The sequence below is a fragment of the Mycobacterium sp. genome (genome assembly GCF_049683935.1).
GTDB lineage: Bacteria > Actinomycetota > Actinomycetes > Mycobacteriales > Mycobacteriaceae > Mycobacterium.
Genome location: NZ_JBAUJR010000222.1, coordinates 1 through 1821, shown reverse-complemented (window position 1 = coordinate 1821; position 1821 = coordinate 1). Strand labels below are relative to the sequence as shown.

Here is a 1821-nt window from a genome sequence, read left to right as displayed (position 1 = left end):
CGGTTTAACCGACGAGCCCACCGCGGTCGAGTCTGGAGTCAGAGCCATGGGTTGGTGACTAGGCCGTCGCGTTGATGGAGTCGACGGCCTCGGTCAGGCGGGTCTTGAACGCCTCGGGCACCGGGATGTAGCCGTTGTCCTCGAGACCGGTCTGGCCATTGCCGAGCGCCGAGTGCATGAACGCCTTGACCGCGGTGGCGACCTCGGGGTCCGGGTACTCCGAGCACACGATCTCGTACGCGGCGAGCACGATCGGGTACGAACCGGGTTCGGTCGGCATGTAGAACGACGTGGTGTCGAGCACCAGGTCGTTGCCCTCACCCTTGAACTTCACCCCGTCGATCGCCTTGCCGGCGGTCTCCGTGCTCAGCTCGACCGGCTCCGGTCCCGCCGAGGTGATGATCTGGGCGATGGACAGGTTCTGCGCCTTGGCGAACGACCACTCGTTGTACGTGATCGATCCCGGGGTGCTCGCGATGGCGGCCGAGGTGCCCTCGTTGCCCTTGGCGCCTTCGCCGACACCGCCGGCGAACGACTTGCCGGCGCCCTTGCCCCATGCGCCGTCGGAGGCCGCGTCCAGGTACTGCTGGAAGTTGTCGGTGGTGCCCGACTCGTCGCTGCGGAAGATCACGTTGATCGGTTGAGCGGGCAGGGTCACGCCCTCGTTCAGCGCCGCGATCTCGGGGGCATCCCACGTGGTGACGGTGCCGTTGAAGATCTTGCCCAGGGTCGGGCCGTCGAGCGCCAGGGTGTCCACACCTTCGAGGTTGTAGGTCATGGCGATGGGTCCGAACACCGCGGGAAGGTTCCATGCCGGGTTGCCACCGCAGCGCTCCATGGCGCGTTCGATCTCACCCTTCTCGGCGTTCAACGGCGAATCAGAGCCGCCGAAGTCGGTCTGTCCACCGAGAAACTCCGAGACACCCGCGCCGGATCCGCTGGAGGTGTAGTTCAGGGTGTATCCGGGGCAGTCCTGCTCGTAGGCGTTGATGAACCGCGTCATCGCGTTGGCCTGCGCGGACGAACCACTGGCCTTCAGCGACTCCTTGCCGCCGCAATCGCCGGCCGGCTCCGTTCCCCCCTCGCCGGATCCCGAAGCTGCGGTGTTGTTGTCGCTGCCGCACGCAGACAGCAGCAGAGCGCCGGCGGCCAGCAGGCTCACCGCGGCACCAGTTCGTTTGGCCTTCACAAAGCTCCTTCAATACGGATTCGGGGAGGCACGCTTCTCGCGCCGAGCAGAACTCTCGCTGCTCGGCTGTGAACCTAAGGGCTGCTCGTGAATCGGCGCCCTACGGATGGTGAACGGGAGGTGAACCAGAAAGGGGGGTGAGGCGACGAAACCGCAGCAGAGGTTGACGCAGATCAGATATCTCAGTACTGATTGAGTCAATGTCCATTGAGGTAAATCCAGACGACGCGCAGCGGGTCGCCGTCTTCGCCGCGCTGGCGGACCCGGCACGCCTGGCGATCGTCGATCACCTGCTGCTGGCCGATGCGTCGCCGTCGGAACTGCGCACGGTGCTGAACGTGCAGTCCAACCTGCTGGCCCATCACCTGGGCGTGCTCAAGCGGGCAGGCGTCGTTCGCCACTCCCGCTCCGAGGCCGACGGTCGACGTTCCTATCTGCGGCTCGAGCGCCAGGCCCTCGAGAACCTGCTTCCCACGGCTGAGCGCAGCGTTGCGCGCGTGGTGTTCGTCTGCACCCAGAACTCCGCGCGCAGCCAACTCGCCGCGGCGATCTGGAGCCGACTCAGCGTAGTGCCCGCCGCCTCCGCCGGCACCCACCCGGCGGCCCGCATCCACCCCGGCGCGGTGTCGGCC

Annotated in this window: 2 protein-coding genes; one reads left to right on the top strand and one right to left on the bottom strand. The window is 66.6% G+C overall.

What is annotated here, in order from left to right; all coding sequences use genetic code 11:
• Positions 1–58: 58 nt before the first annotated feature.
• On the bottom strand, positions 59–1189 hold the full coding sequence (pstS, locus tag WA965_RS12800) for a phosphate ABC transporter substrate-binding protein PstS (protein ID WP_526297450.1): 1131 nt from the start codon (positions 1187–1189) through the stop codon (positions 59–61).
• 200 nt (positions 1190–1389) lie between these two features.
• Between pstS and WA965_RS12795 the strand changes: the two genes are divergently transcribed.
• A partial coding sequence (locus tag WA965_RS12795; protein WP_526447585.1) for a helix-turn-helix domain-containing protein occupies positions 1390–1821 on the top strand: 432 nt, incomplete at its 3' end.